We start from the raw sequence: 7,989 nt of genomic DNA, 5'->3' as shown, positions 1-7,989 counted from the left end.
TCTCAGCTTCATATTTATTTTGAAGACCGTATGAACCTGAGACTTAGATAATCAATGAGGTGACACAGTTAGATGAACACTCTCTTTTTTATATTTTTCAATTTGTTATCTTCTTCTAGCAAATTACTTTGTGGCAAATTAAGTCTATTAATCAACTCATCTAGCATTAATTTTTTATTATTAGGATCAATTTTTTCAGCTATCTTTGCGACTTCACTTCCACAAATATAAGATTCCTTAATTTGATCATTTTCTTTGTATAAAATACAGAATATACCTTTATCATTTTTGTCACTATCAACAATAACATATGGCTTCTCGTCTAGTAATTTTTTTGCATTTTCTTTATTAGTATCAATTAGATAATCATCACTTTCACGGATAAAATCAAAAAATTGTAATTTTAAATTAATATGATGCTCAGCATATTTAAGAATGTTATTTAAAGTCAAAGGGGAAACCTCCTCTAACTTCAAAACACCTGTTTGATGTTTGGTTTCATTGTTTCTCCGGTAAGTCAGTCCAATTGCAACAAATGGCTCTCCTTCAGGTCGGTAAATAATTAAAGACATTGGATTTTTTGAAATTTCATCCCTACAAGATTCCATGTTAGAGATATCAGGGCGAAGCAATCCTGTTTCTTCTGCTTCCCTTTTTATTTTTTCTATTTTGATGGACTCATTTGTTTTATTAGATTTTAACATTTTGCAATATTCCAAAAAATGTTCCTTATCACGAAATGTCTTATCTTTATCTGTTAATACACTAACAATTTCATTGTCTAATTTTCTTTGATTAAACTCTATATTAAAAATTTTACTACTTATAGTATTCTTTAATTCACCTTCAGAAATTTTAAAATATAAGGTTATTTTATCTGGATTTTTTTCATTATAGACAAAGCAAAATTCATTTTCTTCCAAATCCCAGTTGGAGCTAGGAGCATGAGAGAAAAAATTTTGTGATCCTGTTTGTGTAGAAGTTACATTTCTATAGTTAGGATCTTCGCGAAGCCATGGAGGTGGCAAATGGTCAATAAAATCTCTAACTGAAGGTTTAAAAATTATTTTCGTATCATCTAAAACTTGACCTTCCTTATCAAAAAAAGCTGGGACAAACCTCATCCCATAAAAATAAGTAATGCCATAAGGAAGTAATAATTGTTCTCCTTTTTTAATATCTTCTGTTGTTCTTATAATGACACCTACGTGAAGTTTTCCATCTAATTCATAACTAACCGGTTCAAATCTCACATTTGGAAGGCCTATATCTTGCAAATCATCGCTTTTGACTTCTTTACCATCAGGGGTTAAACAATATTTTTCAATCTCACTTTCACTTAAACATCCATTAATTATTGGAGAAAAATGGTCAGTAATATCTTTAGCACTAAGAACATAGCCGCCACCTAAACTAGCTTCGTAATGATCTGTACTCCCTGTAGTGGATGATAGATGTTTTACTTTTCCATGATAAAATCCGATAATTTCGTCTTTTGGGAGCGGTTCTTTTGCTTTCACACCTTTACCAATTTCTTTTGAAATAGGTTCAATCGAAAGTTTATCCGAAAAATCAGGAATAAAATCTAGTGAAATTTTTCTGAATTTTTTCAATAATAATTTATATTCCCACTCATTCGCTACTTCAGTATCATCAGTTGGAGCCCGTTGTCCTTTCATAAAATCTCAAGTTTTAAAAAATTAAATAGTACAAGTATAGTATATAAAATTAATGCCATTTTTGATCATATTGATCTTTTTTTAAATCGATTGGGGGCTTATGACTTCACTCCAAAGAGTGGTCATGGAGGCGTTTTGAGAGATAGTGACGTTAACGTGCCTTGAGTGTGAACGCTCTGCCGCTCTAGGTCGCTTTATGCTGTTGATGCCTAACAATGCATTGATTTTAAAAGACTTTAAAAGTTAAGTACTTTGTTTCGAACTAAGGTGTCGGGGGGCGAGTCCCTCCGAGCGCGCCATTTAATCGGTTTTCTCAATTACTGTGTCTTCTACTACCAGACATACTTTGGGAGAGAGTCCATTCAATTTCTTTTCCAAAACTACTGTTTTAATCTAAACTCAATCCAGCATAGTTGAAATGTGGTTAAAGCAATAGCAAATTAATATAAAAGCATTTGTTTAAGTCAATTTTTAAGAGTTAACTTAGTCAAGATAATATCTTTAGCATCTCTATGCTTTAAAAATTGCTTGAGGTGTTCGTAGGAGATGATAAACCATTTTATTTAGGAGTTAATGTGCTTGTAGAGCATGTAGCAGTTAAGTCTGCATAGCCTAACTGGGCCATACCATCATTCTGAATTAATTCATTCTCACCTCACTATCCTGATAGCTATCACCGATATAAGCATTGATTGTGGAATGATTCGTCTAAATTTTAGGTGGTTTTTTTAATATAGATGGCTATTTCGCGTGAAATCCTGGTTGCAACCAGGTTTGCTTGTAGGGTGTGCATCGCAAAACCATTTCATAATTGAACTCAAGGAGGAAAATGATAATTGAGATATAAAAATTGATAATGTATCGGACGGTCAGGTTATTGGTGTTGTAGTAGCCATAATAACTTTCGTAAAGAAAAGTTTGTAAAATTAACTCTCTGATAATTTATCAACGGCTGGTTTAAAGGATAATATAGCTCTGTTTGATTTCTAATACTTTGCTACATTTAGAATGATGGCGTAGGCGTAAAAGGGGGGGGATGGATAATCAATTTAAGGTCGGCGATGTAGTTATATTAAAATCTGGTGGACCTAAAATGACAGTGGTCTCTGTTGAAGCAGAAAATGAACTAAGATGCACTTGGTTTGTTAATGGTGAAATAAAAGAAGATTTTTTTATATTGGATATTTTAAAAAAAACTGAAGAATCTGATGAATAGTTTTTAGCAGCATCGGGACTGAGAACAGCCCTCAGGAATGAATTAAATAATATTAATCTGATCGCTTGTGCATTTCAGACACCAGGCTTTTATAAGGAATGTGGTTTTAAAACAGAGTTTGTGAGAAAAATACTACAAATCCAAAATTAACCATAACCTTCTTTATTAAATATTTGGATAATGAAGCTCAGTCTTAAGTTATTGGCCAGTACTGTGTGTTCATTTTTTCTCGATTTATAGTCGAGATTATTTTTATGAGTTGAATGATGACTACATTTAATCTTAATAGGTATGCTGAGGAAACGTTCAGTCAGCTAATACTTGAGGAAACCCGAGTCGATCACATTGAGTTTCAGAGTTGCCAATTTAAAGAATGTAAATTTCTTGGGGTTACTTTTAGCAAAGTAAAATTTATTGACTGCGATTTTGAGTCGTGTGATCTCTCTCTGTCAAAGTTTCCAGGATGTAAATTTTCTGAGGTCTCATTTAAACATTCCAAACTTGCGGGAATAAATTGGACGGAATTGAGCTGGCCATTGGTAAAACTTACGAGTCCACTCTATTTTTATGAAAGTAATCTAAGCCATTCGAGTTTTTTTGGGCTTACGCTTGATGATTTAATCATGGAAGGTTGTAAGGTTCACAATGTTGATTTTAGAGAAGCCAATTTAAATTATGCGAGTTTTGTTGGAACTGATTTACAAAATAGTTTATTCATGCATACAAACTTAAAACATGCTGATTTCACGAATTCCACCAATTATGGTATTGATACCCAATGTAATACGGTAACTAAAGCAAAATTTTTATTCCCAGATGTCATTGCATTGTTAAATCACTTAGATATAAAAATTAATGGTTGGCCTAATGACGATGAAACTTAAACCACAAATGAACCTGCCATACAAAGGAATGAGCATAAATGAAATCAAACTGCTTATTGAAAATTATTCTTGCCAGTGCATCTCCAAGACAGTTGCTACTTGCTGTTAGTGAAAGATTTAGCCTGCAAACCCTAGGCATAAAGGTAATACTATGGAATAATAATTAGCCAATTTCAGTAATATTTGTCTATTTGTATGAAAATAAAAGCAATTTCCTTAATAATCTCTATTTTTTTACCTGTTGCTTTATTTGCCGGTACCGCAACTTGTCCTTTATCAAACGGAATCAATGTACACACCACAAAGCGAATTTTAAATATTTGTAAACATGGCACTGTAATTAAGACCTTTAAAGTAGCTCTCGGATACAAGGGCGTCGGTAAAAAGAAAGCGGGTGATAATAAAACTCCAATTGGTTTATATAGGTTAGCTTATCCAAGAAAATCCACCCAATTTAAAGTCTTTATTCCAATTCTCTATCCGACTTCAAAGCAATTAGCTGCAGGATATACAGGTCGAGATGTAGGTATCCATGGGCCAACTCAGTCATCTAGATTTAGTTGGTTTAACAATTTACCAAGCTCAACGCGTGGATGCATTGCTGTTGGCAAAAATAACTATATCGAGTATGTGGCTAATTGGGTAAAATCCAATCCTGGGACTAAGGTTTTAATTATTTAAATTTAGACAAAAGTAGTTTAGGTCGCTTATTTAACCAAACTTCGTACTGATCTTCCTTAGTCCGTGGCTTGCAGTCGGGAGTTGTGTCAGCATGGGCGCGCCATTTAATGTATCGTTTTTGTATGATCTTCATTGTTCATATGCAAATTGGGTGGCAATGATGAATGGGCCAAAGATGCGTTTATGGTATATCAGTCTAATATAGGCAAACATATAAAATAATGCGAGCCTCTCACGTCAGTGCGCAAAATATTCACTCTTGTAAATCCCCACAGGCTATATTAGCATTTATTTTCTTAAAGGAGTGTATTAGATGCTTAAAGGGACAGCTCACCATTCATTTGTAAAAATTTTTAGTAAAGTTGCAAAGAAGAAAACCCAACAATTTGTTTCCGCGCTATTAATATATAGCCAGTTACTTCAAGTAGCTGCATTTGCTGCAACACCTATGCAAGTAAACCACATGTCATCTTCTTCCCCCTGGAGAAATTCAACTCAATCCATAACGCCAGAATTGTCATCCCCTGTAACTCCTCTTGAAAGCCTCTATTTAAATAATCAGCAGTTTGGATTGAATGGCCCTTTAACCTGGGGAGTTAATTATAGCGATTTAACCGGAACTTTTTTAAATGCTCAGTACTTATTTCCTGTAAATGAGCGATTGGTCTTTGCAGCACTTGGTGAATATGGCTCAGGTCAGTACCGCTATGGAGGAACTGTTGGTTATGAATTCCTGCCCTTATCACAAGTAAAGTTTACAGCGGAGCGTTTTAATCAGCGTTTGCCTTTTCAATTTGACTCAGGAGCTATTGAGGAACGAGTTCATCAAGATGCCTATGGAGCAAGATTTCAGCAATTATTTGTACATCCATTTCTTCAAACAGTGAATGCCGGAGGCTATTACGCGGATGCCTCTGATAAAAATCTTAATCCTTTTGTATTTGCGTCAAATGGTTTAAATTGCAGTAGTCAGGTAGGCATTGAGTGTATTAATTATCGTCATATTGCTGGAGCCACTAGTAAAGGTATTGATGCAGGAGTAGAGGTATTATTAACACCTGCAACATTAGTTGGTGGCAATATTTATTATGACCAAGTTCATTACCATACTCTTTTTAGTGATATTTTTCATGAGAATCGTGAAGGTATTGGCGCCGCAGTTAAAATCAATCACTTATTTAACAGTCAGTTTAAATTTTTGGGAGAAGCGTCAGTTCGAAAAATTTATGACAGTTATCAAGGTGGTATTGGTTGGTTGCCTCCGCTAAAAGATAAAAGATTAGAGTTCGCTTTAACAGGGCAGCATCTAGTTTCCCACAATAGCACTCCAAATAATAACAGTATTAGCTTACAGGTGAACTGGACTCCCGGTAGTAAGGAATATGAAAAACGTTTTAATTGGCGTGGGAAACAACTTGCTAGTGTAGCTCAGTGGGTACAAATGCCAGCTGTTCATATGAATCAAGTATTAGCTATAGCTGAACAAGTTACTCGTTATTTAGCCCCGGCTATCACCGCAGTTACACCTAATAGTGGCCTTTTTGCTGGCGGCAATACAATCACTATTTCTGGTTTTAATTTTATACAGGGTGCTCAGGTATTTTTTGGGAATCAAATAGCCCCATTAACGACAGTACAATCATCTTCATTAATTAATGTAACAGTCCCCCCAATTGCATCAGTTGCTTCATCTTTAGGGGTTGATATTCGAGTACAAAATCCTGATGGTCAGCAAGCAACGCTTCCATCGGGTTATACATACGGTACGCCTCTCCTTCCTAAAATTGCTAAGGTAAGCCTTAGCAAAGGGAATATTTATGGAGACTCAACGGTAGTAATTACTGGAAAAAACTTTACTGAGTTGACCAGGGTTTCTTTTGGTGGGGCCGCAGCAAAAATTGTCGCACAAAATAAAACAGAGCTTACTGTGATAACCCCCTCACATGAGGCCGGAGTTGTTGATGTGGTTGTGGCAACAGAAAAAGGAAGCACTACAGCAAAAGGAGTTTTTACCTACGTTGCAGACGCATTTCAACTGCCAATAATTAAAAAAATTACCGCAAACTCAGGAGCTACTACTGGAGGTGAAACAGTTACAATTTCAGGCTCAAATTTTGATGAAAATACTTCCATTACTTTTGGTGGCGTGGCTGCAAGTATTGTGTCACAGAATGATGCGGAAGTTGTTGTAACTGTACCCTCTCATGACGCTGGGGTTGTCGATGTGGTTGTGACAACAGGAAAAGGAAGCGCTACAGCAAAAGAAAGCTATACTTTCGTGGCAAATTCCAATTCCTTTAATGCTAAAGCGCCAACAATCGAAAAAATTATCGCAAATTCAGGAGCTACTACCGGGGGTGAAACAGTTACAATTTCAGGCTCAAATTTTGATGCAACTACTTCCGTTACGTTCGATAGTGCGACTGCAAAAATTGTGTCACAGAATGACAAGCAGGTCGTCATCACTACACCCGCACATGATGCTGGAGTTGTCGATGTGATCGTGACTACTGAAAATGGAAGTACAAAGGCTACTAACAGTTATACCTATAAAATTAAAAAACAAGCTAATTTTGCCCCTCCTTTGATCGTTAATATCTTTCCTACATCGGGACCTACATCCGGCGGACAAAGCGTTACCATAGTTGGTTCAAATTTTGTGGTGGGCGGAAGTACGGTGATATTTGGAGCATCTCCTGCAACCATTACCTCAGAGTCCTCAACTGTCTTAGTAGTGACTACTCCAGCGGGGGTGGGTACTGTGAGTGTGGTAGTTAATACCGCAGAAGGTTCTTCTAATCCAGCGTCTTACTCTTATGATGGACCGACCATTGTGGGTGTTTCTCCCTCGTCAGGACCTACGACTGGAGGGCAAACAGTAACCATTACAGGGAACAACTTTTTTCCTGGAGCACAGAGTGTCACGTTCGGAGGTATTGCGGCTCCTATCGTTTCATCAACATTTAATCAAATAGAAGTCACCACACCACCGAATAGTCCTGGTCTAACGAACATAGTAGTGACTACTGCAAGTGGTAGTTCTAATAATGGCTCTTATACTTATGTGGCGTCTCCCACTCTTGCAACGGTATCTCCTGACTCAGGACCTACCGCGGGAGGACAAACGGTGACGATTACTGGTAGCAACTTTGTTGTTGGGGGTACGAGTGTTAGTTTTGCAGGCAGTCCCGGAACTAGCGTAAATGTGAGCAGCTCGACCCAATTGACAGTAGTAACTCCGGCAGGGACTGCGGGCCTTGCCAATGTGGTCGTCACGACAGTAGGCGGTAGTTCTGGCAATGGCTCGTATACCTATGTGGCGTCCCCCACTCTCGCAACGGTTTCTCCTAACTTGGGACCTGCATCGGGAGGACAAACGGTGACGATTACTGGTAGCAACTTTGTTGTTGGGGGTACGAGTGTTAGTTTTGCAGGTAGTCTCGGAACTAGCGTAAATGTGAGCAGCTCGACCCAATTGACAGTAGTAACTCCGGCAGGGACTGCGGGCCTTGCCAATGTGGTCGTCACG

General features: G+C 37.2%; 5 protein-coding genes. 4 read left to right on the top strand and 1 reads right to left on the bottom strand.

The features are described 5' to 3' along the window. Positions 1-68: 68 nt before the first annotated feature. The gene (locus tag Lbru_RS08780; protein ID WP_058441812.1) at positions 69-1,679 is read right to left on the bottom strand and encodes an SET domain-containing protein-lysine N-methyltransferase; all 1,611 of its coding nucleotides are present in this window, start codon (positions 1,677-1,679) and stop codon (positions 69-71) included. Positions 1,680-2,715: 1,036 nt separating this feature from the next. Between Lbru_RS08780 and Lbru_RS08775 the strand changes: the two genes are divergently transcribed. The 4 genes from Lbru_RS08775 to Lbru_RS08760 all read left to right on the top strand — a co-directional run. Then, positions 2,716-2,895, top strand: a complete 180-nt coding sequence (locus Lbru_RS08775; RefSeq protein WP_058441811.1) for a YodC family protein — start codon at positions 2,716-2,718, stop codon at positions 2,893-2,895. 263 nt (positions 2,896-3,158) lie between these two features. After that, a complete protein-coding gene (locus Lbru_RS08770; protein WP_058441810.1) occupies positions 3,159-3,779 on the top strand; it encodes a pentapeptide repeat-containing protein in 621 nt (206 codons plus the stop codon). A 195-nt stretch (positions 3,780-3,974) separates the two neighbouring features. After that, positions 3,975-4,460 carry a L,D-transpeptidase family protein gene (locus Lbru_RS08765; RefSeq protein WP_058441809.1) on the top strand — a complete coding sequence of 162 codons (486 nt, stop codon included), beginning with the start codon at positions 3,975-3,977 and terminating at the stop codon, positions 4,458-4,460. A gap of 313 nt (positions 4,461-4,773) precedes the next feature. After that, positions 4,774-7,989, top strand: a 3,216-nt coding sequence (locus Lbru_RS08760; protein ID WP_193786916.1) for an IPT/TIG domain-containing protein, incomplete at its 3' end; no start/stop codon positions are given.

It is taken from the genome of Legionella brunensis, from assembly GCF_001467025.1.
Taxonomy (GTDB): domain Bacteria; phylum Pseudomonadota; class Gammaproteobacteria; order Legionellales; family Legionellaceae; genus Tatlockia; species Tatlockia brunensis.
This window is presented reverse-complemented; position numbering and strand designations above follow the sequence as displayed.